Source organism: Sphingomonas endolithica (assembly GCF_025231525.1).
GTDB lineage: Bacteria > Pseudomonadota > Alphaproteobacteria > Sphingomonadales > Sphingomonadaceae > Sphingomonas > Sphingomonas endolithica.
The window spans coordinates 3,046,644-3,071,261 of record NZ_CP103057.1 but is presented as its reverse complement, the minus strand read 5'-3'; the positions used below and the strand labels follow the sequence as shown (position 1 = coordinate 3,071,261).

Here is a 24,618-nt window from a genome sequence, read left to right as displayed (position 1 = left end):
CGCAATGTCTCGCTTGTCCACCCGTTCCACCCTGATCCCCGCCATCGCCTTGCTCGCGACCACGCCCGTGGTGACCGCCGCCTGGGCTGGCGCCCCGGCCGCCGAAGCGCAAATCGACGACGACGGCCCCGGCGCCGGCACGCTGATGCTGCGCGGGTTGAAAAGCAGCGCGACGCCGCCCGCTGTGCGGCTCGGCACCGACATGGATGTGACGATCACCGGATCGATCGCCCGCGTCCGCGTGACGCAGGCGTTCCGCAACACGTCCAGCGACTGGATGGAAGCGGTCTACCTCTACCCGCTCCCCGACGAGGGCGCGGTCGACAGCCTGAAGATGGTGGTCGGCCAGCGCGTGATCGTCGGCCGGATCGAGCGCCGCGCGGCAGCCCGCGCCCTATACGAGAAGGCCAAGGCGCGCGGCCAGAAAGCCGGACTGGTCGAGCAGCAGCGGCCCAACATGTTCACCAACAGCGTCGCCAATGTCGGCCCGGGCGAAACCGTGCTGATCAGCATCGAATATCAGGCGCCGGTGCGCGAACTGGACGGCGCCTTCTCACTGCGCCTGCCGCTGGTGGTCGGCCCTCGCTACACGCCGCCGCATACGCTGCTGACCGGCGCGGCGGTGGCCGATGCCAATGCGGTGACGTCCGCCCCGGTGTTTGATCCCAAGGCCGGCACACTGAACCCGGTATCGATCGCCGTGCATCTCGCGCCCGGCTTCAGGCCCGCCAATGTGCTCAGCCCCTATCACCGCGTATCGGTGACCGGCGTGGGCGAGGAACGGACGATCACGCTCGCACAAGGGACCGTGCCCGCGGACCGGGATTTCGAGCTCGACTGGCGCTCCGCCTCGGCCGATCCGACGATCGGCCTGTTCCGCGAGCAGGGCGATGACGGTGCCTATGTCATGGCCACGATCACGCCGCCGGCCAATTTGGCCACACAAGCGACGCCGCCGCGCGAAATGGTGTTCGTGATCGACAATAGCGGGTCGATGGGCGGTGAATCGATGCGCGAGGCGAAGGCCGGCTTGCTCTATGCATTGAAGACGCTGCGGCCGCAGGACCATTTCAACATCATCCGCTTCGACGACACGATGACGCAGTTGTTCACCCACAGCGTCGCCGCAACGCCCGACCAGATCGCGCTCGCGACACGCTTCGCCGCCGGGCTGGAGGCGACTGGCGGCACCGAGATGGTGCCGGCGCTGAAGGCCGCGCTGGCCGATGCCGGGGCGAACGGCGGGCCGAATGCGCTGCGGCAGGTGATTTTCCTCACTGATGGCGAGGTATCGAACGAACAGGAGATGCTGGCGACGCTCGGCCAGGATCGCGGCCGCTCGCGCGTGTTCTTCGTCGGCATCGGATCGGCGCCCAACACGTACCTGATGAACCGCATGGCGACGCTCGGCCGCGGCGCCTACACCAATATCGGATCGGCGCAGGAGGTCGCCGCCAAGACCGCGCGCCTGCTCGACATGCTCAGCCATCCCGCGATGCGGGATATCAAGGTAAGCGTGAACGGCGGCACGCTGGACCTCACGCCCAAGCTGCTCCCCGACGTCTATGCCGGGCAACCGCTCGTCCTCGTCGGCAAGACCGCCAGACTGTCGGGCACGCTGACCGTCAGCGGCACGATCGGCGGCGCGCCATGGCGCCAAAGCGTCGACCTGACCACCGCCAGGCCCAGCCCGGCGATCGCAAAACTGTGGGCGCGGCGGCGGATCGACGATATCGAAGCGGATCGCACCTTGGGCAAGATCGAGCCCAACGCTGCCGACGAACAGGTCGCCGAACTCGGCATCGCCGCTTCGCTGGTGACCAGCCAGACCAGCCTGGTGGCGATCGACGAGACCCCGACTCGTCCCGCCGGTCAAAGCCTGGTACGCGAGGACCTGCCGATCAACCTGCCCGCCGGGTGGGACTTTGCCGGGCTGTTCGGCGGCGAGAGCGGCGCCGCCGCGGCGCGCAACGCCAACACGCTCGCCGCCCGGGCCGCCGAGCAGGCACGCGGACTGGACCTGCCGCAAACCGCGACCGGGTTCGTCGCCACGCTGTGGGAGGGTCTCGCGCTGCTGCTCGCCGGGATTGTCGGATTGTGGTGGCAGCGTTGCCAGGGGCGGGCGGCATGATCTGGCTGATAGGGCCAAGTCCCGTACTCCGGCGCCGTCTGGTGACCTTCCTGTGCATCGCCTTCGCCTGCGCCGGTGTCGTTCGCCTCGCCGCCGGCGCGATCGTCCCGGCCAAGGCGGTCGTGGCGCAGATCCTGCTAGAGCGCGCGTTCGACCACAGCATTGCTACCCATGCACCACAAAAACCTTGGCCGTGGGCGGACCTGGCGCCGATCGCCCGGATCAGCATCAAACGGCTGAGCGTGGACCGGATCGTGCTGGACAGCGGGTCGGGGCAGGCAATGGCGTTCGGGCCGACGCTGCTGGCAGGTGGGGCACGGCTCGGTGCGCGCGGTGTCGCGGTGCTGGCGGCGCACCGCGACACGCACTTCCGCTTCCTCGAACGGGTCCGCGCTGGCGATGTGATCGATGTCGAGGCGCTGGACGGGGCAGTCCGTCACTACCGCGTGACGCGCGCAGCGGTCGTCCGCTGGGATCGCTTCGCCCTCGCTGACACGCCGGTTAGCCAGTTGGCGCTGTCGACCTGCTATCCGTTCGGCGCCATCGCGCGCGGACCGCTGCGCTACATCGTATATGCGGATGAGGCTTGATTGTCGTCGCTGCACCCTGGGCTTGGGCCAGCGCAGATCATTGCATCAGCATGAACAAACGACCGCTTTTCGGAAACCTATCAAACGAATGTCGGGTTCTGGGTCTTGTAGTTGCGGGGCAGGGAAGCGCAGAATTAGATAGACGTTATCTGCAATTTTCCGCCCTGGAGCCGGACGGACACCTCACCGTTTCCTGCTGGGCCTGAGCGGGCCAAAGAAGCCGCTCCACTCCATGCCCATCGCATGCGCCCGCCGGCCGATTTCGATGAATGCTGTGATGCCGCTGATCAGCGGAAAGCCGACTGGATCATTCAGCACGCGAGCGATCGCACGCCCGTCCCACCACAGCAGCGCGATCATGATGATCAGCATGCCGAGCATGCCCCAAGTGCTGATGTCCTCTCCGCCGATGATGACGCCGTATGGGGGTGACAGAGCCGTGCTAAGGTAGCTCAGCCCGACAGCGACGGGGATGAACAGCACCGCCGCGACGAACAGATGGAGGATGAGGCGACGGTAGAGGGCGAGAGCCAGATCGAGTTCGGCGACTGTTGAGGAACGAAGCTGCTGGTCCACACTAATCTCCCACTTCTGTCCACACTGGTTGGCTCGTCGTTCCTTCGCGAGGACGGGCCCATGTCCAAACGCGTACCGGCAAAACGGGTGCGTCCGCCAGTGGCTTTACCCGATGTTTCGCCGACTCAATCCTGCGGCTGTCTGGCGCGTCACGTTTGCGGCGGCCGGGCGCACGCGTTGCGGCAATGACCCTGCATGCGATTGCGCCTCCCCAGGAACCGGGTGGTGAGGCAACCTTCGGGCGCTTATGGTCCGGACTGGTTGCCGTAGTTATTGGATTGCTGCGTCGATGACCGGCCGTCTAAAGGCGGAACTCGAAAGAGAGGGTTTGTGCAAAGTTCTCGTAAGGCTTTCTTGACCGCCATTGGACTCATATTCGGCGGCGTCGCGCTTTTCTTCCTCTTCCTTTTTCTGACTGGTCACGATCCCGACGAACGCCCGTTGACCTTGGTTGAGTGGGTGCTCGGCGGGGCCCTGATAGGCCCAGGATTCGGCTACCTCATCAACTGGAGGAGGTCGCGGCCTTGATGGGGCGAGCGTCGGACGTGGGCGATTCTCGATCGCATAGTTCCGCGTAGAAACGGGATGAACGAGTGACTGCTGTTGGGACGCCCTCGAGAGCTTGTGGGTCGCTTCAAGTGGATCTCGTCTGCCGAGCGGAGAGCCGCGTAAGCGCGTGATAATGTGATCGCTCGAGGCTGGCCGGAGATTGGTGAAGCGGACCCCGTTCAGTTGCCCCGCTGGCGGTCACCTGTGTGGTTATCCAAGCGCGTCCACAAGGTCCTTGCATTCCTTCAAGCCGAGCCGCGTTGTGTCGCGGGTCAGCTTGATCGCGTCGATCTTCCGCCCCGCCGCAATCAGCAATCGAACCTGCGCCTCCGTCTCAGGGGGCAACTCGGCAAATGGTGCGCTCGGCGAGTCGTTCCGTGGAATCGCCTGCTTCGAACCGACGGCTGGCGGCAGACTGCCTAACAGGGGATCGCGTTCGGACCGCCGACGTATGATCAGACCGACCATCAGGAGGAGGGTGAAGCCAACAACAATCACGATCGGGAGTGGCACAAACATCGCTGATCCTGTTGTTGAAGGCATGCGGGGCGGCGTTGGATCGGACGGTAGCCGATCCGCGGGGTTCCTGCAGCACAATCGAACTCGCGACGTAGTCATACCGATGTATCCGACACGGCTCTCGTCCGCCATCAGCGAGCTGGTAAGCGGAAGGAGCTGAGAGGTGTACCCTTGGGACTTTACGGGTCAGATTAACGAACATGGGGTAATTGCGGGAGCGAGTTACCTCGATCAGCGATGGCGCGGAAGGTGGCTGTTCCCCGATAGATGAAGGCGCGGGCTCACGACTGGTAGCCGGGCCCATACATCGCACGGAGAACAACCATGGGTGAGTATATCGGGTTAGATGTTTCGCTGAAAGAGACAGCGGTATCCATTCGACGTAGGGGCAAGCGTGTTTGGCGTGGCAAGTGCTTGTCGGACCCAGCGGCGATCGCCGCGTTGATCCGCAGGCATGCTCCATCAGTCGAGCGGGTGGTGTTCGAGACGGGGCCGCTCTCGGTCTGGTTCTACCATGCTTTGAGCGCGGCCGGACTGCCAGCGATCTGCATCGATGCTCGCCATGCCAAGGCCGCGCTCGACATGGCCGCCAACAAAACGGACGCCAATGATGCGGACGGCTTGGCGCACCTAGCCGAGGTCGGCTTCTACCGTGAAGTCCGGGTCAAGGGCTTCGACAGCATGCTCTCGCGTACGCTGGTTGGGGCACGCACCAAGCTCGTTCGGGCGACGCTGGACGTAGCGAACCAGATCCGTGGGTTGATGAAGACGTTCGGGCTGATCGTACCACGTGGCATAGGCGGCAAGTTCGAGGCGAACGTCCGCTCGCTGCTCGCCGAGCATGTCGATCTCGCGCGGATCATCCTGCCTCTGCTAGAGGCGTGGCGGAGCCTGCGCATCCAGGCGACCGAGCTAGGGCGCCAACTCCTCGCAGAGGCACGCAGGAACCAACAGTGTCAGTTGCTGATGTCGATCCCCGGCGTCGGTGCGATCACCGCTACTGCTTACCTGACCGCAGTCGAGGATCCCGCCAACTTCAGCCGATCGCGCTCGGTGGGCGCCTGGCTCGGGCTGACCACGCGGCGCTATCAATCAGGCGAAGTGGATTACGATGGCCACATCTCCCGACGTGGCGATGCACATGTCCGCTCGCTGCTGTATGAGGCGGCTGTCGTGATCCTTACCCGCTGCCACGCCGATAGTGATCTGCGGGTCTGGGGTATGAAGCTCCGCGAGAAGGTCGGCTTCAAGCGTGCCGCGGTCGCCGTTGCCCGCAAGCTCGCGGTCATCATGCATGCGATGCTTCGCTCCGGCGAACTGTTCACCAGGACGGCCGCGGCCGCCTGACCCAAGAGCTCGACAGCGCCAGATGGCGTAACGAGGCGTCCCTGCCGGGACGTAGGCTGGTCCATTCCGCTTCGGACGTTGCATCACGAGCCCGGCTCGGAGCGTGCGTAACGAACATTGGAAGATCCATCCCGCGAAGCCCCATGATGCGGCGGCTCATGCCGACCGCGAAGACGACCGTGCCCCGGCAAACACGTCCGACACCAAAAGGCTTGCAAAGCCCGCCATTAGACGACGTCCGACATTAGGGCGCGACCAAGAGCGGATGAACGTCCGGCATTGGGTCAAAGGCCGACGAGGAGGGAGCGCACGTTCCCCGGACGCTGCTGGTCGGGAGCTATGCCCTCTTGCCAAGGTCTTCCCGCGGAAAGCCTGCGGCCAAATGGTCGATCAGCGAGCGCACCGCGGGCGGCAGGCCACGCCTTGTCGTAAAGACGAGATGCACGTTGCCTTTAAGGCCATGCCACGCCGGCAGAACCCGCACTAGCTGCCCAGCGTCCAGCGCTTCGCGGCAGACGTGGTCCGGCAGGATTGCGGTGCCAAGACCATCAATGGCCGCGTCGCGAACCGTTGCCATGTCCTCGCATCCCATGCGGGGCTGCACGCGAACAACGTGCTTGCGACCGTCGTCCGCCTCAAGGTGCCACTCGAGGTCGTCCGCTGCATCGTTGGTCGCAAGCGCCGGCAGATCTGCGAGTTGCTCGATCCGAGCCACCTGACTGGCGACTTGGGGGCTGGCGACCAGGATGCGCGTTGAGATGCCGAGCGAGCGCATCGTCAGGGCAGCGTCCGACGTGAAGCTGCCACGTACGCGCAGGGCGAGGTCGATGCGCTCCTCGATCAGGTCCACCGCGCGATCCGTCGCCACGAGTTGAAGGCGAACTTTGGGGAAGCGGTTCAGGAAGGACGAGAGCAGGCTGGCGACCGGAGTCAGCATCCCCGTCGGACAGGCAAATCGGATGCGACCGTGAGGCTCGGCCTGCGCCTGCAAGACCAGTGCCTCTGCCTGTTCCGCCTCTGCAAGCATCGCGCGGCATCGCTCGTAGAAGGCCTGACCCGTGTCGGTCACTCGGAAGCGCCGGCTCGATCGCTCGATCAGCCGCAGGCCCAACCGCTCCTCGAGACCGGCGATCCTCCTGCTAAGCTTTGATTTGGGTTCGCGCAGCGCCCGTCCCGCCGCAGCGAAGCCGCCATGCGCCACCACCTCTGCGAAATAGCCGTAGTCATTCAGATCGATACGCATCAGCGTTCCTTTGATGGAACGCTAAGTGTTATTTTTGCCTTCTACAAGGGTCATCGTTCCTCAGCTATCTGGGTGGGGCAGCGGCGCTTCGCCGTCATGAGGAGAATGACAATGACTGATCAGTTCAAGAATAAGGTCGTGGTGGTGACCGGCGGCTCAAGCGGAATCGGTCTGGCTGCGGCGCAGGCCTTCGCGGCGAGGGGCGCCTCGGTCTTCATCACGGGCCGTCGCCAGGATGCGCTTGATGCCGCCGTGAGACAGATCGATGGTCGCGTCACAGCGGTCCGCGGCGACATGTCGGCTCTGACAGACATCGATCGGCTGTATGACGCGGTACAGCAGAAGCACGCTCAGATCGACGTGCTGTTTGCCAACGCGGGCGGCGGTGAGATGGCACCGCTCGGCGAGATCACCGAAGAGCATTACCAGCGTGCCTTCGACACGAACGTGAAAGGCGTATTGTTCACGGTGCAGAAGGCGCTGCCGCTCCTGAAAGACGGCGCATCGATCATCCTGACAAGCTCGACCACCAGCATTTCAGGCACTCCAGCGTTGAGCATCTACTCGGCGACCAAGGCGGCCGTACGCAACTTCGCCCGCAACTGGATGCTCGACCTCAAAGACCGGCACATCCGCGTCTCTTCGTCGGTGGTCATCGTGCCGGCATCGAGGCGCACCGCCCAGCGTGCCGCCTGCTCGTCAAGCGCGCTCGGTGTGGCGTCCTGTGCCATTGGGCTTCGCTTGGTTCTCAGAGTCACGACCCATAGATGACGTGAGGCGACCATTTCCGCCACGACCAATTGCATCGGCCAGTGATGCAAGTGCCTTGACCAGGTGCTTCTCGACCGTGCTCTCGGCGATCCCCAGCCTGGTAGCCACCTCACGCTGGGACAAACCGTGCAGCTTACGCAACGTGAACACCTCGCGGCAGCGATCGGGCAGCGCACCGATCAACGCCGCCACTGCTGCAAGTTCCTGCCGGTCCGCCGCCACTCGCTCTGGCGTAGGTCCGTCCTCGGGAATCTTGAGGATCTCGGCGTTCAATTGAGCATCGATGGCAACGACGCGCGACCGCCGCAACGATTGCAACACGACCGACTTTGCGACTTCGAAGAAGTAGTTACGCGGCCGCTGGATGTGATCGACCCGGTCGAGTGCGGCCAGGATCGCGTAACTTTCCTGCACCAAGTCCTCGATGTCCATGCCCACGGCCCCAGGCCCGCCGCGAAAGCCATTGCCGCAGCGCCGCCTCCTGCGGAAAGATGTGACGTCCCAGCCAGGCTGCACGTTCGCGGGTCACCGTCATAGTCGCGGCTGCTAGTCGGGCGGCGTGACAGTTTGAATACAAGGCAGGAGGAAAAGGCGTTCAGGGCTGCGCTGACATAACCGGGTCGCGTCATCTCACGGCCGGGTCGTGCGAGCGGGTCGGATCGGCCCTTTGTCAATGGAACCGCGTCTTGCATTTCGGTCCCTGAACCTGCCCGCCTGCAATGCCATTGCAACCATAATCGAGATGTGGATGAGCGGCAGGTTGTGGGGAGCGGGTAACGCCGCCTGAATGTCACTTGTCCCCTCCAATGAACCCCGACCAACAGCGATGCTCGCGCATTGCGGTCCCCCAAGCGATCACGCCGTCGGCGGTTGTCGCTCATTTCGGTCCAGCCAGAAACTCAGCACCCGAAATGGCTTCGGCTTCGTTGTCGATCGATATGCCCCATTCAAACTTCATGATCCTGTGACTGGCCTGACCGTCTGGCACGATGGCGGGTGCCCGCTGTGTCGCCGCGAGATCGCCTGGATGCGCAGGCTCGATCGCGTGGGCGCGATTTCGTTCGTCGATGCCTTGGATACGGACGACGCCTCGTGCCCGATCGATCGCGCCGCGCTGCTGGCACGTTTCCATGCGCGCGAAGACGGGCAGCTGCTGTCGGGCGCGGCGGCGTTCGCGGCGATGTGGCGCGCAATCCCAGTGCTGCGCCCGATCGGGTTGCTGGCCCGCAATCGGCTGATCCTCGCCGTGCTGGAACGCAGCTATCGCGCGTTCCTGCGCGCGCGCCCGGCGCTGCAGCGGGTCGCGATCCGGATGGAGCGCAGATGAGGCCGCGGCCCGATCCCGTGGCGCCGGGGCAGCAAAGCGTATGGTCGTTCCCGCGGCCCGCAATCGCGGTACCGACCGCCGTCCATATCGTCATCGAACATGCCGGCCTGGTGCTCGCCGATACCAAAGCGAGCATCAGCACGCTCGAGACCAGTCACCCGCCGACCTATTACATCCCGCGTGCCGACATCGCCTCCAACGCGCTGCGCCGCGCGGAGGGCACGTCGTTCTGCGAATGGAAGGGCGCAGCGGTGTATTGGGATGTCGTGCTGGGGGACACGGTGCTGCCGCGTGTCGGCTGGAGCTATCCGACGCCGACCGCCCCCTTTGCCTCGCTGAAGGATCACGTCGCTTTCTATGCCGCGCCGTTCGATCGCTGCAGCGTCGACGGCGAGACGGTCGTGCCGCAACCGGGCGGCTTCTACGGCGGCTGGATCACCAGCGCGGTATCCGGCCCGTTCAAGGGTGTTCCAGGCAGCCGCCTGTGGTGAGTATCGGACTAAGAGCATGAGCGACGATCGTAAACCAGGCGGCCGATCCGTCCCCAGCGGCAGATTGTCCCGGCTCGGCGTGTTCGGCAAGCTGGCCGGCGGAGTCGCTGGCGGAGTCATTGCCGAGGGTGCGCGGCGGCTCGCCGATGGGCAGCGGCCGCGCATGAGCGACCTGCTGCTGACCCCGGGCAATGCCACGCGCGTCGCGGATCAACTCGCGCATCTGCGTGGTGCCGCGATGAAGCTCGGCCAGATGATCTCGATGGACGCCGGCGACATGTTGCCGCCCGAGCTGACGCAGATCCTCGCCCGGCTGCGCGACAATGCCCACCATATGCCGCCGCGGCAGCTCGATGAAATGCTGGCCGGCGAATGGGGGCGGGACTGGCGCCGTCGCTTCCGGCATTTCCAGGCGCACCCTGTCGCCGCGGCCTCGATCGGCCAGGTCCATCGTGCCGAACTGCCCGATGGGCGCATATTGGCGATCAAGGTGCAATATCCCGGCGTCGCGGCCAGCATCGATGCCGATGTCGACAATGTCGCGACCCTGCTGCGCGTCTCCGGCCTCCTGCCGCGCGAGCTCGATATCGCGCCGCTGCTCGGTGAGGCCAAACGCCAGCTTCATGAGGAAGCCGATTATGCGCGCGAGCTGGCCATGCTCGATCGGTATCGCGCGTTGATCGGTGACGACCCTGCCTATGTCGTGCCGAGCGCCGAACCCGAGCTCAGCACCGGCCGCGTGCTGGCGATGCAGTTCGTCGATGGCACACCGATTGAAGCGTTGAAAGATCGCCCGCAGGAAGAGCGGGATCGTGCGGCACAGGCGCTGATCGCCCTCGTGCTGCGCGAGTTGTTCGCCTGGGGCTATATGCAGACCGATCCCAATTTCGCCAATTATCGCTGGCAGGCGGATTCGGGTCGCCTGGTGCTGCTCGATTTCGGCGCGACGCGGTCGATCGCGACGGAGACGCGGGAGGGCTACCACGGCCTGCTCATGGCCGGGCTGGACGGCAACCTCGACCAGCTCCGCGACGCCGCCGTCGCAGCGGGATTTCTGGGGGCGCGTGCGGTCGAACGGCATCGCGAGAGCATCGACCGGATGATCGGCGTGATCCTCGGCGAACTGAACCGCCCGGGCCCGCTCGACTTTGGCGACCGGACGTTCGTCGCGGCACTGCGTGACGAAGCCACGATCGTCGCGGAAGACCGTGCGACATGGCATCTGCCACCGATCGACACGCTGTTCGTGCAACGCAAGATCAGCGGTACCGCATTGCTCTGCGCGCGCCTGAAAGCCCGCGTGGACGCCCGGTCGATGATCGAGGCGTACCGCGTCACCCCGGCACCGGAACTGGTCTAGCGAGCGCCGTGTATCTTTCGCGCGCCACGGCGCGTGGCTTCTCTGCCCGTGAAGCATTGGCTACAGGGCGGGACGATGGCGCCACGACGTTCTCCCGCCCGGCGCGCAGCCTCGGCCACCGTGCGCGATGCGGCGTCGGAGGCCTGGCTGCTGCTGCTCGGCATCGTCGCCGTCATCATCGTGGTGTTCTGCACACTCGACCCGTGGGCGTACGCACCGCCCCCCGATCGCGCCAGGCCGATGACCATGGCGCAGGCGCGCGCATCGAACGCGGCGGTGCCGATCGAGGCACGCCGCCGGATCCGTGCCGCACCGTTCCGCTTCGCGGGCAGCCCGGCCGCACGGGCGCAGGCCGCCGAATGCCTCGCGACCGCCGCGCTGTACGAAGCCGGCGATGATCGACAGGGGCAGAGGGCGGTGATCCAGGTGATCCTGAACCGGGTGCGTGCGCGCGGCTTTCCGCGCACGATCTGCGGCGTGGTCTATCAGGGCTATGCGCGTGCGACCGGCTGCCAATTCTCCTTCACCTGCGATGGCTCGTTCGATCGACGGCCGGTGCATCTCGGCTGGGGCGCGGCGCGCCGATCGGCGCGCCGGGCGTTGGCAGGCCGCGTGTTCTCCGATGTCGGCGGCGCCACGCACTATCATGCCGACTGGATGGTCCCTTACTGGCGCGATTCGCTCACCAAGATCGCGCAGGTCGGCTCCCACATCTTCTATATTCGCAATGATGCATGCCGCGGCATCGCCCACAGCCGTCACCCCGGACCTGTTCGGCAGCTATACCGATCGCCAGGTGATCGTCATTCCCGCGCAGGCGGGAATCCATACTGGCTTATCCAGCGCCGAAATCATCAACGTCCCGACTATGGATCCCCGCCTGCGCGGGGATGACGTTAGTCACGTGGCATAAAGGATCGCCGCCGACTGACCACATCGGCGGACCGAGGGCGATCCGCTAGGGCGCGACAAGCGAAGCAAGCGTTTCGGTCACGCGGTGGCGCAGTTCGGGTTCGCGCGTGATCTCCAGCAGCGACGTCAAGCTGCTCCTGGCCGCGGCCACGTCGCCATCGACGAGTTCCAGCCGCGCACGTTCCCACCATGCCGGCCCATAAGCCGGGGCCATCGCGGTCATCCGCGCGTACAGCTCCAGCGCACGGCGCCCCTTGCCTGCTTGCTCGGCCCTCGACGCCTGGTTGAGCAGCAGCCTGACCAGCACCGCCCGGTTCGGCATGGCGGCCACGTGGCGGACGGCAGGCGAAGACCCGGTGCTCGCCGCCATCACCAGGGCGGCAAGCTGGTCGCGCTCCACCAGGATGCCGCCGCGGAACGGGTCGACGATCACCGGCGCGGCATCCTCGCCGATCAAGACCAGCACATGGCCCGGCACGTCCAGCACATTGGCCGTCCAGCCCAGCCGTCGCGCCGCCGACACGTACAGGATCGACAGGCTCACCGGCAGGCCGCGCCGCCGGTCGATGACCTGCATCAGATCGGCATTGGCCGGATCGTCATAGGTCTGCTGGTCGCCCTCGAAGCCGAATTCGTCGGCCAGCACCGCGGACAGCGCATCGGCACGCTCGCGCGCGCTCGTCGCATGCCCCGCGACGGCTTCGAGGCGGATCGCCACTGCCTCGAGCAGGTCTTCATAGGGGGCCGTGTCCACGCCCGGGTGATCGAGCAGCGCCAACGCGAGCGCGCCCTCGTCGAGCACGATCTCGTCTTCGTCGATAAGCCCCAGGTGGATGAGATCTTCGGTCATGTCAGCTAGATGGGGGTGGCACCGCGCTTCGCCAAGCCAGGGGTCGCCGATGAGCACCGGCCGGACATGCCGTATAAGCGTCAGCCGCCGTGCTGGTTCACCGCGGCGTGCTTGCGACCGGGCAAGACGTGCATGACGCCCACGATCACGCCGCCCACCACCAGTCCGACGATCGCCGAGCAGATCGCGGTCACCAGCCATTCGACGATCGCGCCGGCTGCCGGCAGCGCCTTGGCGCTCGCCTCGGCAAGATGATGGACCGCCTGTGGCAGGGCTTCCATGCCGAACGTCTCCAGCCCATGCACCAGAATGCCGCCGCCGACCCACACCATCGCCGCGACGCCGATATGGGACAGCGCCTGGAGGAGGATCGGCATGCCGCGGACCAGCGCACGCCCGGTGATGCGTGCGGCGGACGAGGCACGGCGGCTGAGGTGCAAGCCGATATCGTCCATTTTCACGATGATGCCGACCACGCCGTAGACCCCGGCCGTGATCGCGACCGCCACCGCGGCAAGCGCGGCCGCACGCGTCATCAGCGACAAATTGGGCAGTTCGGCGAGTGAGATCGCCATGATTTCGGCCGACAGGATGAAATCCGTGCGGATCGCGCCGCTGACCTGGCGCGCCTCCAATGCCGCCGGGTCCTCGATCGTCGTTACTTCCTCGGCATGGTGGTTGCCGCTCAGCGCCTCCCAGATCTTCTCGGCCGCCTCGAAGCAGAGATAGGCGCCGCCGATCATCAGCAAGGGCGTGACCGCCCACGGCGCCAGCGCGCTCAGCGCCAGCGCTACGGGAAGGATGATCAGCAGCTTGTTGCGCAGCGAGCCGATGGCGATCTTGCCGATGATCGGCAGTTCGCGATCCGGCGACAGACCAACGACATAGCGCGGCGTCACCGCCGTATCGTCGATCACCACGCCGGCCGCCTTCACCCCCGCGCGACCCGCCGCCGCCGCCACGTCGTCGACGGACGCCGCGGCAAGCTTGGCCAGCGCGGCAACGTCGTCCAGCAATGCCACAAGGCCACCCGGCATGTTCTTCTCCCTAGATCGTGCCGCATGGCGCTAGCGTGTATCTCGATCGGAAGCATCATTTGAGTGCTCCCGCGTTTCCTGGAGCGGCTTCCAGCTGTCGCGCAGTTGATGCCAGCAGCCGTCACCCTGGACTTGTTCGGTGATTGTACCGCTCGAACATGGGTCCACCACGTCATCCCCGCGCAGGCGGGGATCCATACCGGCTGGCTTCGCGGCTGAAATCCTGACGCACGAGTTTATGGATCCCCGCCTGCGCGGGGATGACGAACTATGCTCCAAAGGGATTAGCGCCGAACAAGTCCGGGGTGACGGCTTGGATGGCTTGAACCCCTCAGATCCGCCCCTCATCCCCCATCGAACAATCGCCCGCGCCGGTTTCGACCTGCAAGGTCGCATGGCCGATGCCGAACCGGTCGTGCAGCATCGCACGGGCGCCGCTCAGGAATGCATCGCCGGGCTGTCCGCTGGGCATCACCAGATGTGCGGTCAGCACGGGTTCGGTCGTGCTCATCGGCCAGATATGCAGATCGTGGACGCGCACCACGCCCGGCAGCCCACACAACGCCTCGTCCACCCGGTCGAACTCGATTCCGCGCGGCACCGCACCCAGTGACATCTCGACCGATTCGCGCAGCAGCCCCCAAGTCTGCCAGAAGATCAGCGCGGCGATCACCAGGCTGACCAGCGGATCGATCCAGCCGATCCCGGTCTGCCAGATGATCAGCCCCGCCACCACGACCCCCGCCGAGACCAAGGCGTCAGCCGCCATGTGCAGGAAGGCACCGCGAATGTTGATGTCGCCCTTGCGGCCGCGCGCGAACAGCCAGGCGGTCACGCCGTTGACCGCGATGCCCACGGCCGCGACGATCGCCACCGTGGGGCCGATCACCGCGCTCGGCTCGGCGAAACGCTGCACCGCCTCCAGCACGATCGCACCCAGGGCGACCATCAGCAGCAATGCATTGAGCAACGCCGCCAGGATCGACGATCCCCGCAGCCCATAGGTGAAGCGCTTCGATGGCGGCCGCGCGGCGAGGGCCGCCCCGGCCCAGGCGACGGCAAGCCCCAGCACGTCGGACAGATTGTGCCCGGCATCGGCCATCAACGCGACCGAATTGGCCGCGAAGCCATAGCCCGCCTCCACCACCACGAACGCCAGGTTGAGCGCGATGCCGATCGCGAACGCGCGGCTGAAATCGGCAGGCGGGGCATGATCGTGGCCGTGATGGCCCTGACCATGCGTATGTCCGTGTGTATGACCGTGATGATGATCGTGAACCACGCGGATCTCCGTTGCGCCGTACATCCGCCTACCATCGCGAATGCGTGAGATACTAGGACGTGAACGAACACCGGCAGCGGCAGCGGCCGGGGCTGCCGCTAGAGCTGTAGCGTGCCGGCGCTACCACTCAGTCCGGCAGCCGTCGCAGCGCCGCGACCGAGGTCGCACCGGCGATCGACGCACGCGTAGAGGCCGCTTCATCGATGGCGAACGATCCCGCCCCGCGGTCCCAGCGCAGGATCACCGGCTCCAGCGGCTCGGCATTGGGGGATGCCGCCTGGTAGATCACCCCGATCCGCACGGAATTGCCGGCATCGAGGATCCCGACCGCGCTGGTCGCCAGGCAGGTCTCCGCCTCCCACGCCCCGCTGCCGATCGTCGGGAGCACGGTGGCGCGCCCATCCCGCACGAGCGCGGCGAAGCAGCCCGCGTTGGTCGCATCAGGCGCCTTGCCTTCGCCCGCCACGAACGTCGCCACCTGCTGCCCGCCCTGCATGATCTTGAACGACTGGGCGGCAGTGATCGTGATGTCGGTCAAGCGATCCGCCGCCCGGCGCACCGCCGCGATCGCGGCGGGATCGGCCGGCGCGGCCAGCTTGAGCGGCGGTTCTCCGGCCGCCCACTTGGCAGGAGAGGCCGCTGTCCGGCCGGCCGGCGACGGGGAGTCAGCCGTGGTGGTCGGACTTGCGTCTGCCTCATTGCCCGGGCCGCCGCTCGCCGCGCTGCACGCAGCCACGGCAATCGCCACCAGCGGAATCCACAGCTTGTACCCGGTGACCATGTCGTTCCCCATTCTAGCTTCGCCGCGTCGATCGACGTCCGCCCGTATCGCAGGCTAAATCTTTCCTGTCCTATGCCACGTGCTTTATGGCAGCGGGTGACGATGTCGTCCCCGCGTGCCTGCAGATCCGATCCGCCAGCTTCGGCCAGCGCAATCACGCGCCGAGCACGCTTCTGCTGCAAGCGGTGCGACATGCGCGCCTCGGTGGTGAGCGGGCGATGACGTTGCCGATCCACGCGGTACTGCCCGACCTGCTGGTCGCATTGCGCGAGACATCGAATGCCGTGCTGGTCGCCCCGCCCGGTGCGGGCAAGACGACGGCGGTGGCCCCGGCGCTGCTGGGTGAAGCCTGGTGCACGGGCGAGATCCTGCTGCTGTCGCCGCGCCGGCTCGCCGCGCGCGCCGCGGCGGAGCGCATGGCGGCGCAGGCCGGCGAGGCGGTTGGCGGCACGTTCGGCTATGCCACGCGGATGGACAGCAAGAGATCGGCGGCGACGCGCGTGACGGTCGTGACCGAGGGTATCTTCGTCAACCGCATCCAGGCCGATCCGGAGCTTGGCGGCGTGTCGGCGGTTCTGTTCGACGAGGTGCACGAACGTAGCCTGGACAGCGATTTCGGGCTCGCGCTGGCGCTCGACGTGCAGGGCGCACTGCGCCCGGACCTGCGGCTAGTGGCGATGTCGGCGACATTGGATGGGGCACGCTTCTCGGCCCTGATGGAAGACGCCCCCGTTGTAGAGAGTGAGGGCCGCTCCTACCCGCTGACGCTGCGCCATGTCGGTCGGGCGGCCGAAGCGCGGATCGAGGATGCGGTCGCCGCGGCGGTGCGCACCGCGCTGCGCGACGAGCAAGGCGGCGTGCTCGCTTTCCTGCCCGGTGTCGCGGAGATCGAGCGCACGGCGGAACGGCTGGAGGGGCTGGGAGATGGCATCATCCTCCACCGCCTGCACGGCAGCCTCGATCCGCAGGCACAGCGGGCGGCGATCCAGCCCGACGCACAGGGACGGCGCAAGATCGTGCTCGCCACGTCGATCGCCGAGACCAGCCTGACGCTCGACGGCATCCGCGTGGTGGTCGATTCAGGGCTCGCGCGGCGCCCGCGCTACGATCGCGCCGCCGGCATGACACGGCTCGTCACCGAACGCGCTTCGCAAGCCTCGGTCACGCAGCGCGCCGGCCGTGCCGCGCGGCAGGGGCCGGGCGTCGCCTATCGCCTGTGGGAGGAAGCGGCGACCGCCGGGCTGCCGCGGTTCGACCCGCCCGAGATCCTGGAGGCGGATCTCTCCGCGCTGACGCTGGATTGCGCCTTGTGGGGCGTGGCCGATCCGCGCGCGCTGGCCTGGCTCGATCCCCCGCCGATGGCAGCGGTCGCCGAGGCTCGCAGTCGCCTGACCGCGCTGGAGGCGATCGACGCGGACGGCCGCCCGACGCCGCATGGCCACGCCATCGCCAGGCTGCCGCTGGCGCCGCGGCTCGGCCACATGCTGGTGCGCGCGGGCGAGATCGGCCTGGCGCAAACCGCGGCGGAGATCGCCGTGCTGCTGGGGGAGCGCGGCTTGGGCGGCAACGATGCCGATCTGGAGGCGCGGCTGCGGCGCTGGCGTGGCGAACGTGGGCCCCGGGCAGAGGGCGGGCGGAAGCTGGCGAACCGGTGGGCACAACTTGCTCCCCTCCCTGGAAGGGAGGGGTTGGGGGTGGGTTTTGAGACTCAGAACCGTTCCTCAAAGGACCGACCCACCCCCGGCCCCTCCCTTCCAGGGAGGGGGGAAGACGTCGGCATCTGCATTGCGCTGGCCTTCCCCGATCGCATCGCGCGCCGCCGTGACGCCAGCGGCGAGACCTGGGCGTCGGTCGGCGGGCGCGGTTTCAAGCTCGATCCCGCCACCGCGCTCGCGCGCAACGACTGGCTGGCCGTCGCCGAGACGCAGGGCATGGCCGCAGGCGCCCGCATCCTCTCCGCCGCGGCGATCGACCAGGCGAGCGTCGAAGCGCAGTTCGGCGATCGGATCGAAACGCGCCGCACCGTCAGCTTCGACCCCGCCACCGGCGGCGTACAGGCGACGCGCGAACGCCGCCTCGGCGCGATCCGCCTGGCCAGCGGGCCGGACACCGCCGCCGATCCGGACGCGGTTGCCGCAGCGCTGCTGCAGGGCTTGCGCGATCATGGCCTGGCGCTGCTGCCGTGGAGCGATGCCGCGCTCGCGCTGCGCCACCGCGCCGCCTTTGCCGCCGATCATGGCGGCAGCGATCTCGCGCTGGACGACGCGGCGTTGCTCGCCCGCGCGGACGAATGGCTCGTGCCGCTGCTGGTCGGCAAGCGCCGGCTCGGCGCGATCGAGCCCGGCGCGCTGGCAGAGGCGCTGCGTACCCTGATCGGCTGGAACGATCTGCGCACGATCGATGCCCTGGCCCCGGCGCAGTTCGACAGTCCGGCCGGCAGCAGCCACGCCATCGACTATGCCGCCGAAGGCGGACCACGCGTCGACCTGCGCCCGCAGCAACTGTTCGGGCTGGCCGCGCATCCGATGATCGGCGGCGGTCGCGTGCCGCTGGTGCTGAGCCTAACCTCTCCCGCCGGGCGACCGATCCAGACGACGCGCGATCTGCCCGGCTTCTGGGCGGGCAGCTGGTCCGACGTCGCACGCGAGATGCGCGGTCGCTACCCGCGCCACCCCTGGCCCGACGATCCCGCGGCCGCGCCGCCTACGATGCGCACGAAAAATGCGGATGCACGGCGCCTGCAACCGCGATAGAGGTGCGCACGACCAGAAGGACAGACCCATGCCGACCGCCCGCATCTTTCAGCACCCCAAGAACTCCACCCAGTCCGGCCGCGCGCGTACCGACGCCTGGGTGCTGGAATTCGAGCCTGCCGAGGCCAAGAAAGCCGATCCGCTGACCGGCTGGGCCGGCTCCGGCGACACGCGCGGACAGGTGAGGCTCGGCTTCCCGACCGCCGAGGCCGCGATCGCCTATGCCGAGCGCGAGGGCCTGGCCTTCACGGTCACCGCCGCCCCGGAGCGCAAGCTGAAGCTGCAATCCTATGCGGATAATTTTCGGTAGGTTCGCGCGCAGTTCCCCGGCGAAGGCCGGGGTCCAGTAGTGGAACATCAGAGAGCAGGGTGGCCGGGTTCGTCTCGTCTCCGTTCGTGTCGAGCGAAGACGAGACACCGAGCCGGGGGCAGGTGTCTCGACGTCGCTCGACGCGCACGGGTGGTCGTCAAAAAAACGAGCGCAGCGCGCTGTTACCGCCACCTGTCCGCCTGGACCCCGGCCTTCGCCAGGGAACACTCATCGGTCTGGCCTCAGCCCAGCAACGCAGGCGCCAGCAGCAGCAACAGCTTGACGTCGATCGCCAGCCCCTCGCGGCGCTTGGCGGCGACGAAATCCGGTAGTTCGCTCAGCTTCACCCGGCGAACGACGATATCCTCCTCCGGCGTACCGCCGCCATCGCCGATCTTCGTCAGATCGGTCGCGCGCACCAACGTGAAGCGTTCGCTGCTGAGCCCGGGGGTGGAATAGAATTCCCCCAGCGATTCGATGCGCCCCGCGCGATAGCCGGTTTCCTCCTCCAGCTCGCGCGCGGCGGAATGCTCGACGGTCTCGCCCTCCTGCTCGTCGCCCACCAGCCCGGCGGGCAGTTCGAGACACACCTGCCCCAGCGGCACGCGATATTGCTCGATCAGGATCACGCAGTCGCCGTCTGCGTCGGCGTCGATCGCCACGATGACGGCGGCCTGCAGCCCGCGGCTGCGCTCGACATATTCCCAGCTGCCCTGCCGCCGGACGGCGACGAAGCGCCCTTCCCAGACGGTCTCGACCGGTGCCGATCTGATGGAGTCATCGCTCATAATTCGATCAACCTGTCTGGCAGTTCATTGCGATCGTCGCCGGCGCGCGGGAAATGCTCGGCGAGCACGACGCCGACCTGCGCCACCGCATCGGCCAGACCGTCCCCGGGCCGGTCGTCCTTCACCGCGACGATCAACGCCGCCATCGCCGCGCCCCATGTCTCGGGCGTGACTTTCGAGTGGATCGCGGCATCGGCGATCAACTCGGCGCGATGTTCGTCGAGGCTGAGATAGATCAGCACCCCGGTCGCGCCGGCGGTGCGCTTCTCGGCGCTGGTGCGAAACAGATCGAGCGCGCGCGCCCGCACCCGCCGCGCCTTGGTCGCCCCGGGCGTGAGCGCGATGCGCAGCGGCAGCGAGGCGAGCGCATAGCGGCCGATGAGGAAAGCGAGCGCACTCAGGATCAGCGCGATCCCGAACAAAGTGCCGTCATGCGGCGCATCGCTCCACGGATCGTAGAACAGCGCGTGGAGCCGCTCGGCGATGCCGGGCCAGACCGACAATGCGGCGAGCATCAGCAACATCGCCAGCACGCCGGCATGCGCCGCCACGTCGTTATATTTGTCCGATCGGCGCGCGACGACGGTGACGATCTCGCCGGCGGTGCGCAGTTCGGCCGCGGTCACCGCCGCGGTGACCTTGGCGTGATCCTGTTCGGTCAGGCGCATCACCAGCTCCCCGAGGCGCCACCGCCCCCGAATGATCCGCCGCCGCCGCCGGTAAAGCCACCGCCGCCCCAGCCGCCACCGCCGCCGCTCGAACTACCGCCACCCCAGCCGCCGCCACCACCGCCGCCGCCGCCGCCGCCACCGCGCATAGCGCTGTTAGCGATCGACCAGAGAACGATCGGCAGCAGCCCACCATCGCCGCCACCGCCGCGGTAGCGCTGCCCGCGCCCGCCCCGGCGCAGGAACGACAAGGCGACGAAGCCCAGGATCATCGCCCAGAAGATCAGCCCCAGCGGAATGCCGCCGCCGCCGCTTTGCTGACGCGCGCGCGGCTGCGCCTTGTCGAACGCCGCGACTGCTGCATCCACCTTGGCCTGCGCCTCTTCCGGCGAAGCGCGCAATTGCGCGACGACCGCATCGGTGCCGGCGGTCATCGCGCCGGCGACGTCGCCGCCATTGCGCAGACGCGGCATCATCTCGTTGTTGATGATCACGCTGGTCAGCGCGTCGGTCAGGATCGGCTCCAGCCCGCGCCCGACCTCGATCCTGGGGCCGCGCTGCCCGGCGGGGTTGTTGGGCGCCACGAACAGGATCACGCCATTATCCGCGTTCTTCAGCCCGACGCCCCAGGCCCGGCCCAGCTTGTAGCCATATTCCTCGAGCGAATAGCCCTGCATATCGCCGATCGTCGCGACGACGACCTGCCGGTTGGTATCCTTCTGCAGCGCCTCCAGCTTGGCCGTGAGGTCCGCCTCGACCGCCGGCGGCAGCACGTTGGCGTCGTCGACGACCAGACCGGTGAACTTGGGGAAAGTCTGCGCCTGAACCGGCAGTGAGACGAGGCACAGCAAGGCAAGCGCGATCCCCGCCCACCATCGCTGCACGATGACGGACATTGAACTCAAAGCCGCTGGACGGTGCACGCTTGGCCTTCCCCTGGAGAGAGGGGCCGCACGACGGCGGCCCGGATCAGTTGCTGTTACCGAAATTGACCGTCGGCGCGGTCTCGGCACCCGGCGTGGTCGCCTGGAACGGTACCAGCGGCTTGGCGCCGTAGAACACCTTGGCACCGATCGCGTCGGGGAAGGTGCGGATGCGCGTGTTGTACGCCTGCACCGCCGTATTATAATCGTTGCGGGCGATGCCGATACGGTTCTCGGTACCTTCCAGCTGGCTCATCAGCGTGGTGTAATTGCCCTGGCTCTTGAGCTCGGGATAGGCCTCCTGCAGGCGCTGCAGCGACAGTGTGACGGCGCTCTGCGCGCGCTCGAAATTGGCGACGGCGGCGGGATCGCTCAGTTGTTCGCCCGACAATTTCACCTGGCTCGCGGCGCCGCGTGCCTGCGTCACCTGGACGAGGATGTCCTTCTCCTGCGCGCCCGCGGCCTTCACCGTCGACACCAGATTGGGAATCAGATCGGCACGGCGCTGATACTGGTTCTGCACGTCGGCCCAGCGCGCCTTGGCATTCTCCTCGGCGGTCGGCACGCTGTTGATGCCGCAGCCGGACAATGTCGCGGCCAAGCCGATAAATGTGATGGCACGAAACTTCATCGACGTGATCCTCCAACGCTTGTGCTGCCGTCCTACCCGACTAGCATAAGCACGCGGAAGTCAAATCGGAAGGACGTGGGTGATGCTCAAGGAGTTCAAGGCGTTCATCGCGCGCGGCAACGTGCTCGATCTCGCCGTCGCGGTGATCATCGGCGCGGCTTTCGGGCGGATCGTCACCTCGCTGACCGACGACATCATCATGCCGGTGATCGGCTGGATCACCGGCGGGCTGGATTTCTCCAGCTATTTCGTCGTGCTCGGCAAGGTACCCGCCGCACTTGCCGGATCGTCCGATTATGCCGCGCTCAAGAAGGCCGGCGTGTCGGTTTGGGGATATGGCGCGTTCATCACCGCCACGGTCAATTTCGTGATCCTGGCCTTCATCATCTTCCTGCTCGTGCGCCTGGTGAACAGGATCGTGCCGCGGCCGGAGGAAACGCTGACCAACGAACCCAGCCCGGAACCGGCCGACGTCACGTTGCTGCGCGAGATCCGCGACGAGCTGAAGAAGCGCGCCTAGTTCTCCTGCGAACGCAGGAGCCCAGGATCACAAGCGCTAAGTTTCGGGCTCTGGCCCCCTGCTTTCGCAGGGGAACTGATCAATTTAGGCTGCGGCCAGCTCATCGGCGGCGGCATCCGCCAGGCTGGTGCCGTCCAGGATCCGCGCGGTCTCGTCGCGCACGCGCATCATCGCGTGCCGGATCGCGCAGGTCGCCTCGTCGTGGCAATCGCCACACGAGCGATAGGCCGTGCGGCTGACGCACGGCACCAGCGCCAGCGGGCCTTCGATCACGCGGATGATCTCGCCGAGCGAGATCAGGTGCGTCGGGCGCGACAGCACATAACCGCCCATCTTGCCACGATGGCTATGCAGGAAGCCCGCCTCGCGCAGGTCGGCCAGGATCAATTCCAGGAACTTGCGCGGCACATTGGCCTGTGTCGCGATCTTGTTCATCGGGATCGGCGGGCCACCGGCCGGTGCCTCGGCGAGGAACAGCATGGCGCGCAGGGCATAACGGGAACGCTGGGTGAGCATGATATCTTAGCCCATGCACAGTTTTTGTGGCAAGGAAAAGGCGGGCTTTGCAAAAGCTTCGTGGTTTCCTATATCGGGCGTGTCGTAAGGGGCTTGCCCCGGAGACTATGGTGATAAATGGCAGTGCATAATAGACGCAACGGACCCGGGGGCAGTACCCGGCGGCTCCACCACAACCGGCCCTAGCGGACCGGTCTTGACGGGGCCGAAGCAGGATCGACGTGTGTTCAAAGGCGCTGTTTTTGCCACGGCTGAGTAACCGTTTATAGGCTCAAAACCACAAGTGCTAACGACAACGAAGCACTCGCGATTGCGGCGTAAACCGGTCCTAACGGACTAGTTTACTAACGACAAAAGCGCGGTTGGACCGCACCGGGCAACAGAAGCGGATTCCGGCGGTACGGGGGGCACCGAGCAACAGAAGCTCCCCACTTACCCCACAGGGCGGATCAACATTCGCACGGTCGGCTCGCCATGACTGTCACCCCGGACTTGTGCGGTGCCTATACCGGCCGAACATGTAACCGCCGTCATCCCCGCGCAGGCGGGGATCCATAGTCTTGAACGGTAACGATTTTCTCCACCGCGTGAGCCCGTATGGATTCCCGCCTGCGCGGGAATGACGATCACATGCCTGAGCGGCATAGCCATCGACGTGTGCAGGGGTCCACCGTGCCGAACGCCGGTACTCAATGCACGATCGCCCTCGAAAGCCGCTTGGTGGACCTCGGAACAAGTCCGGGGTGACGGCGGTGGGTGACGGCGAGCTGCCCTACTCGCCCGCCCGCGCCGCATAGCGCTTGGCGATCACCGCGCAGGCGATCAGCTGCAATTGGTGGAACAGCATCAACGGCAACAGCACCACCCCGACCTGCGCCGCCGGGAACAGCACCCCTGCCATCGGCACGCCGGACGCGAGGCTCTTCTTCGAGCCACAGAATTGCAGCACGATGGCATCCTCCGGCGGCAGGCCGATCAGCCGCCCGAGCGCCCAGGTCGCCGCCAGCACCACCCCCAGCATCACGGTGCAGAAGGCGAAGACGAGCGCCAAGTCGCCCGGCGACAGGCGATGCCACAGCCCCTCGACCACCGCCGCGCCGAACGCGCTGTACACGACCAGCAGGATCGATCCGCGATCGACCAACGACAACGCGCTCTTGTGCCGCGCGACGATCCCGCCGATCCACGGGCGCAGCAGATGCCCGGCGACGAACGGCACGAGCAGTTGCGACACGATCGTCTCGATCGATGCCAGCGAGATGCCGCCCGCGCTATGCATCAGCAACGCGACCAGTAACGGCGTGAGCAGGATACCGAGCAGGTTGGAGAAGGACGCGCTGCACACGGCGGCGGCGACATTGCCGCGCGCGATCGCGGTGAAGGCGATCGACGATTGCACGGTCGAGGGCAGCAACGTCAGGAACAACAGCCCGGCCGCCGCCGGCCCCGCCCAGGGTAGAGCCGCGACGCCCAGTCCCAGCAGCGGAAACAGCACGAAGGTCGTGCCGAGCACCGCCAGATGCAGCCGCCAGTTGCGCGCGCCATCGACGATCGCCTGCCGCGACAGTCTGGCACCATGCAGGAAGAACAGCAGCACGATGCCGGCATCGGCGGCGCCCGAGAAGACCGTCGCCCACACGCCCCCCGCCGGCAACAATGTCGCCAGCAGCACGGTGCCGAGCAGGATCAGGATGAACGGTTCGAACAAGGCGAGGAAACGACGGATCATCCCCGGCCTGTCCG

The 24,618-nt window shown here is 66.7% G+C and carries 25 protein-coding genes and 1 other RNA gene; 12 read left to right on the top strand and 14 right to left on the bottom strand.

From position 1 onward, the window contains the following. Window positions 1-4 precede the first annotated feature (4 nt). Window positions 5-2,131 carry a marine proteobacterial sortase target protein gene (locus tag NV382_RS14460; protein WP_260597424.1) on the top strand — a complete coding sequence of 709 codons (2,127 nt, stop codon included), beginning with the start codon at window positions 5-7 and terminating at the stop codon, window positions 2,129-2,131. Then, the gene (locus tag NV382_RS14455; protein WP_260597423.1) at window positions 2,128-2,721 is read left to right on the top strand and encodes a class GN sortase; all 594 of its coding nucleotides are present in this window, start codon (window positions 2,128-2,130) and stop codon (window positions 2,719-2,721) included. Before NV382_RS14460 ends, NV382_RS14455 begins: the two co-directional genes overlap by 4 nt. Window positions 2,722-2,904: 183 nt before the next feature. Here NV382_RS14455 and NV382_RS14450 read toward each other — a convergent pair whose 3' ends face one another. Further along, window positions 2,905-3,297, bottom strand: coding sequence for a hypothetical protein (locus NV382_RS14450; protein WP_260597422.1), 393 nt, complete (start codon window positions 3,295-3,297; stop codon window positions 2,905-2,907). 759 nt (window positions 3,298-4,056) lie between these two features. Next, window positions 4,057-4,365 carry a ribosomal protein L7/L12 gene (locus NV382_RS14445; RefSeq protein WP_260597421.1) on the bottom strand — a complete coding sequence of 103 codons (309 nt, stop codon included), beginning with the start codon at window positions 4,363-4,365 and terminating at the stop codon, window positions 4,057-4,059. A 324-nt stretch (window positions 4,366-4,689) separates the two neighbouring features. On the opposite strand from NV382_RS14445, the gene NV382_RS14440 reads away from it, so the two are divergent. Then, on the top strand, window positions 4,690-5,712 hold the full coding sequence (locus tag NV382_RS14440; RefSeq protein ID WP_260597420.1) for an IS110 family RNA-guided transposase: 1,023 nt from the start codon (window positions 4,690-4,692) through the stop codon (window positions 5,710-5,712). Window positions 5,713-6,049: 337 nt separating this feature from the next. Here the strand turns inward: NV382_RS14440 and NV382_RS14435 are convergent, their stop codons facing one another. After that, on the bottom strand, window positions 6,050-6,955 hold the full coding sequence (locus NV382_RS14435; RefSeq protein WP_260597419.1) for a LysR family transcriptional regulator: 906 nt from the start codon (window positions 6,953-6,955) through the stop codon (window positions 6,050-6,052). 111 nt (window positions 6,956-7,066) lie between these two features. Between NV382_RS14435 and NV382_RS14430 the strand changes: the two genes are divergently transcribed. After that, on the top strand, window positions 7,067-7,726 hold the full coding sequence (locus NV382_RS14430) for an SDR family oxidoreductase (RefSeq protein WP_260597418.1): 660 nt from the start codon (window positions 7,067-7,069) through the stop codon (window positions 7,724-7,726). Here NV382_RS14430 and NV382_RS14425 read toward each other — a convergent pair. Further along, complete coding sequence (locus NV382_RS14425) at window positions 7,655-8,158, bottom strand: RNA polymerase sigma factor (RefSeq protein WP_260597417.1); 504 nt, start codon at window positions 8,156-8,158, stop codon at window positions 7,655-7,657. The genes NV382_RS14430 and NV382_RS14425 overlap by 72 nt on opposite strands. 532 nt (window positions 8,159-8,690) lie before the next feature. On the opposite strand from NV382_RS14425, the gene NV382_RS14420 reads away from it, so the two are divergent. From NV382_RS14420 to NV382_RS19600, 4 genes are all read left to right on the top strand, one after another. Beyond that, window positions 8,691-9,053, top strand: coding sequence for a thiol-disulfide oxidoreductase DCC family protein (locus NV382_RS14420; protein WP_260597416.1), 363 nt, complete (start codon window positions 8,691-8,693; stop codon window positions 9,051-9,053). Further along, on the top strand, window positions 9,050-9,544 hold the full coding sequence (locus NV382_RS14415; RefSeq protein WP_260597415.1) for a DUF427 domain-containing protein: 495 nt from the start codon (window positions 9,050-9,052) through the stop codon (window positions 9,542-9,544). The genes NV382_RS14420 and NV382_RS14415 overlap by 4 nt, the downstream gene beginning before the upstream one ends. A gap of 16 nt (window positions 9,545-9,560) precedes the next feature. Then, complete coding sequence (locus NV382_RS14410; RefSeq protein WP_260597414.1) at window positions 9,561-10,904, top strand: ABC1 kinase family protein; 1,344 nt, start codon at window positions 9,561-9,563, stop codon at window positions 10,902-10,904. A 75-nt stretch (window positions 10,905-10,979) separates the two neighbouring features. After that, a complete protein-coding gene (locus NV382_RS19600) occupies window positions 10,980-11,798 on the top strand; it encodes a cell wall hydrolase (protein WP_312026746.1) in 819 nt (272 codons plus the stop codon). A gap of 64 nt (window positions 11,799-11,862) precedes the next feature. Here NV382_RS19600 and NV382_RS14400 read toward each other — a convergent pair whose 3' ends face one another. The 4 genes from NV382_RS14400 to NV382_RS14385 all read right to left on the bottom strand — a co-directional run bounded on the left by NV382_RS14400 (window position 11,863) and on the right by NV382_RS14385 (window position 15,766). Next, complete coding sequence (locus NV382_RS14400) at window positions 11,863-12,666, bottom strand: SirB1 family protein (RefSeq protein WP_260597413.1); 804 nt, start codon at window positions 12,664-12,666, stop codon at window positions 11,863-11,865. Window positions 12,667-12,746: 80 nt separating this feature from the next. Next, window positions 12,747-13,703, bottom strand: coding sequence for a DUF808 domain-containing protein (locus tag NV382_RS14395; RefSeq protein ID WP_260597412.1), 957 nt, complete (start codon window positions 13,701-13,703; stop codon window positions 12,747-12,749). A gap of 331 nt (window positions 13,704-14,034) precedes the next feature. Beyond that, a complete protein-coding gene (locus NV382_RS14390; RefSeq protein ID WP_260597411.1) occupies window positions 14,035-15,009 on the bottom strand; it encodes a cation diffusion facilitator family transporter in 975 nt (324 codons plus the stop codon). A 103-nt stretch (window positions 15,010-15,112) separates the two neighbouring features. Further along, window positions 15,113-15,766: a hypothetical protein gene (locus NV382_RS14385; protein ID WP_260597410.1), complete on the bottom strand. Its 654-nt coding sequence runs from the start codon at window positions 15,764-15,766 to the stop codon at window positions 15,113-15,115. Between the two features lie 218 nt (window positions 15,767-15,984). Here NV382_RS14385 and hrpB point away from each other — a divergent pair, with 218 nt between their 5' ends. Together hrpB and NV382_RS14375 are read left to right on the top strand one after the other, a co-directional pair. Then, entirely contained in the window at window positions 15,985-18,519 is a 2,535-nt protein-coding gene (hrpB, locus tag NV382_RS14380) for an ATP-dependent helicase HrpB (RefSeq protein ID WP_260600428.1), read from the top strand. A gap of 28 nt (window positions 18,520-18,547) precedes the next feature. Beyond that, window positions 18,548-18,829, top strand: coding sequence for an ETC complex I subunit (locus NV382_RS14375; RefSeq protein ID WP_260597409.1), 282 nt, complete (start codon window positions 18,548-18,550; stop codon window positions 18,827-18,829). A 242-nt stretch (window positions 18,830-19,071) separates the two neighbouring features. Here the strand turns inward: NV382_RS14375 and NV382_RS14370 are convergent, their stop codons facing one another. The 4 genes from NV382_RS14370 to NV382_RS14355 all read right to left on the bottom strand — a co-directional run bounded on the left by NV382_RS14370 (window position 19,072) and on the right by NV382_RS14355 (window position 21,839). Then, window positions 19,072-19,617 carry an NUDIX hydrolase gene (locus NV382_RS14370; RefSeq protein WP_260597408.1) on the bottom strand — a complete coding sequence of 182 codons (546 nt, stop codon included), beginning with the start codon at window positions 19,615-19,617 and terminating at the stop codon, window positions 19,072-19,074. Beyond that, on the bottom strand, window positions 19,614-20,285 hold the full coding sequence (locus NV382_RS14365) for a TPM domain-containing protein (protein ID WP_260597407.1): 672 nt from the start codon (window positions 20,283-20,285) through the stop codon (window positions 19,614-19,616). Before NV382_RS14365 ends, NV382_RS14370 begins: the two co-directional genes overlap by 4 nt. Next, window positions 20,285-21,181 carry a TPM domain-containing protein gene (locus NV382_RS14360; protein WP_260597406.1) on the bottom strand — a complete coding sequence of 299 codons (897 nt, stop codon included), beginning with the start codon at window positions 21,179-21,181 and terminating at the stop codon, window positions 20,285-20,287. The genes NV382_RS14365 and NV382_RS14360 overlap by 1 nt, the downstream gene beginning before the upstream one ends. A 73-nt stretch (window positions 21,182-21,254) precedes the next feature. Beyond that, on the bottom strand, window positions 21,255-21,839 hold the full coding sequence (locus NV382_RS14355; protein WP_260597405.1) for a LemA family protein: 585 nt from the start codon (window positions 21,837-21,839) through the stop codon (window positions 21,255-21,257). Window positions 21,840-21,921: 82 nt separating this feature from the next. Here NV382_RS14355 and mscL point away from each other — a divergent pair, with 82 nt between their 5' ends. Then, complete coding sequence (mscL, locus tag NV382_RS14350; RefSeq protein ID WP_260597404.1) at window positions 21,922-22,359, top strand: large conductance mechanosensitive channel protein MscL; 438 nt, start codon at window positions 21,922-21,924, stop codon at window positions 22,357-22,359. 84 nt (window positions 22,360-22,443) lie between these two features. Here mscL and NV382_RS14345 read toward each other — a convergent pair whose 3' ends face one another. After that, the gene (locus tag NV382_RS14345) at window positions 22,444-22,875 is read right to left on the bottom strand and encodes an RrF2 family transcriptional regulator (protein WP_260597403.1); all 432 of its coding nucleotides are present in this window, start codon (window positions 22,873-22,875) and stop codon (window positions 22,444-22,446) included. A gap of 42 nt (window positions 22,876-22,917) precedes the next feature. Between NV382_RS14345 and ssrA the strand changes: the two genes are divergently transcribed. Further along, window positions 22,918-23,269: a transfer-messenger RNA gene (gene ssrA / locus NV382_RS14340) on the top strand. Between the two features lie 378 nt (window positions 23,270-23,647). Here the strand turns inward: ssrA and NV382_RS14335 are convergent. After that, the gene (locus NV382_RS14335; RefSeq protein ID WP_260597402.1) at window positions 23,648-24,604 is read right to left on the bottom strand and encodes a bile acid:sodium symporter family protein; all 957 of its coding nucleotides are present in this window, start codon (window positions 24,602-24,604) and stop codon (window positions 23,648-23,650) included. Between the last annotated feature and the right edge of the window lie 14 nt (window positions 24,605-24,618).

What these genes read in the sequence shown, in the direction of transcription:
- NV382_RS14430 (WP_260597418.1), top strand. Translation starts at nt 7,067, where the DNA reads ATGACTGATCAGTTCAAGAATAAGGTCGTGGTGGTGACCGGCGGCTCA.
- NV382_RS14345 (WP_260597403.1), bottom strand. Translation starts at nt 22,875, where the DNA reads ATGCTCACCCAGCGTTCCCGTTATGCCCTGCGCGCCATGCTGTTCCTC.
- NV382_RS14410 (WP_260597414.1), top strand. Translation starts at nt 9,561, where the DNA reads ATGAGCGACGATCGTAAACCAGGCGGCCGATCCGTCCCCAGCGGCAGA.
- NV382_RS14455 (WP_260597423.1), top strand. Translation starts at nt 2,128, where the DNA reads ATGATCTGGCTGATAGGGCCAAGTCCCGTACTCCGGCGCCGTCTGGTG.
- mscL (WP_260597404.1), top strand. Translation starts at nt 21,922, where the DNA reads ATGCTCAAGGAGTTCAAGGCGTTCATCGCGCGCGGCAACGTGCTCGAT.
- NV382_RS14425 (WP_260597417.1), bottom strand. Translation starts at nt 8,158, where the DNA reads ATGGACATCGAGGACTTGGTGCAGGAAAGTTACGCGATCCTGGCCGCA.
- NV382_RS14390 (WP_260597411.1), bottom strand. Translation starts at nt 15,009, where the DNA reads ATGTACGGCGCAACGGAGATCCGCGTGGTTCACGATCATCATCACGGT.
- NV382_RS14440 (WP_260597420.1), top strand. Translation starts at nt 4,690, where the DNA reads ATGGGTGAGTATATCGGGTTAGATGTTTCGCTGAAAGAGACAGCGGTA.
- NV382_RS14360 (WP_260597406.1), bottom strand. Translation starts at nt 21,181, where the DNA reads ATGTCCGTCATCGTGCAGCGATGGTGGGCGGGGATCGCGCTTGCCTTG.
- NV382_RS14385 (WP_260597410.1), bottom strand. Translation starts at nt 15,766, where the DNA reads ATGGTCACCGGGTACAAGCTGTGGATTCCGCTGGTGGCGATTGCCGTG.
- NV382_RS14460 (WP_260597424.1), top strand. Translation starts at nt 5, where the DNA reads ATGTCTCGCTTGTCCACCCGTTCCACCCTGATCCCCGCCATCGCCTTG.
- NV382_RS14435 (WP_260597419.1), bottom strand. Translation starts at nt 6,955, where the DNA reads ATGCGTATCGATCTGAATGACTACGGCTATTTCGCAGAGGTGGTGGCG.
- hrpB (WP_260600428.1), top strand. Translation starts at nt 15,985, where the DNA reads ATGACGTTGCCGATCCACGCGGTACTGCCCGACCTGCTGGTCGCATTG.
- NV382_RS14415 (WP_260597415.1), top strand. Translation starts at nt 9,050, where the DNA reads ATGAGGCCGCGGCCCGATCCCGTGGCGCCGGGGCAGCAAAGCGTATGG.
- NV382_RS14445 (WP_260597421.1), bottom strand. Translation starts at nt 4,365, where the DNA reads ATGTTTGTGCCACTCCCGATCGTGATTGTTGTTGGCTTCACCCTCCTC.
- NV382_RS14365 (WP_260597407.1), bottom strand. Translation starts at nt 20,285, where the DNA reads ATGCGCCTGACCGAACAGGATCACGCCAAGGTCACCGCGGCGGTGACC.
- NV382_RS14355 (WP_260597405.1), bottom strand. Translation starts at nt 21,839, where the DNA reads ATGAAGTTTCGTGCCATCACATTTATCGGCTTGGCCGCGACATTGTCC.
- NV382_RS14370 (WP_260597408.1), bottom strand. Translation starts at nt 19,617, where the DNA reads ATGAGCGATGACTCCATCAGATCGGCACCGGTCGAGACCGTCTGGGAA.
- NV382_RS19600 (WP_312026746.1), top strand. Translation starts at nt 10,980, where the DNA reads ATGGCGCCACGACGTTCTCCCGCCCGGCGCGCAGCCTCGGCCACCGTG.
- NV382_RS14335 (WP_260597402.1), bottom strand. Translation starts at nt 24,604, where the DNA reads ATGATCCGTCGTTTCCTCGCCTTGTTCGAACCGTTCATCCTGATCCTG.
- NV382_RS14375 (WP_260597409.1), top strand. Translation starts at nt 18,548, where the DNA reads ATGCCGACCGCCCGCATCTTTCAGCACCCCAAGAACTCCACCCAGTCC.
- NV382_RS14395 (WP_260597412.1), bottom strand. Translation starts at nt 13,703, where the DNA reads ATGCCGGGTGGCCTTGTGGCATTGCTGGACGACGTTGCCGCGCTGGCC.
- NV382_RS14400 (WP_260597413.1), bottom strand. Translation starts at nt 12,666, where the DNA reads ATGACCGAAGATCTCATCCACCTGGGGCTTATCGACGAAGACGAGATC.